Origin of the sequence: Duganella flavida (genome assembly GCF_009857445.1) — a bacterium.
GTDB classification, from domain to species: domain Bacteria; phylum Pseudomonadota; class Gammaproteobacteria; order Burkholderiales; family Burkholderiaceae_D; genus Rugamonas; species Rugamonas flavida.
Window position 1 is genome coordinate 1 of the sequence record NZ_WWCN01000080.1, and the last position, 255, is coordinate 255.

Annotated in this window: 1 rRNA gene; it reads left to right on the top strand. The window is 50.6% G+C overall.

Annotated features, from left to right (window positions below):
• Window positions 1–255: ribosomal RNA gene (locus GTP46_RS29295) — 23S ribosomal RNA — on the top strand; the annotation flags it as partial.

Consider the following 255-nt stretch of genomic DNA (forward strand, 5'->3'; position numbering starts at 1 on the left):
TGGCGGATGCCTTGGCGATTACAGGCGATGAAGGACGTAGTAGCTTGCGATAAGCTGCGGGGAGCTAGCAAACAAGCTTTGATCCGCAGATTTCCGAATGGGGAAACCCACCCTTTTAGGGTATCACCCACTGAATACATAGGTGTGTGAGGCGAACGCGGCGAACTGAAACATCTAAGTAGCTGCAGGAAAAGAAATCAACCGAGATTCCCAAAGTAGTGGCGAGCGAAATGGGAAGAGCCTGTACGTGATAGT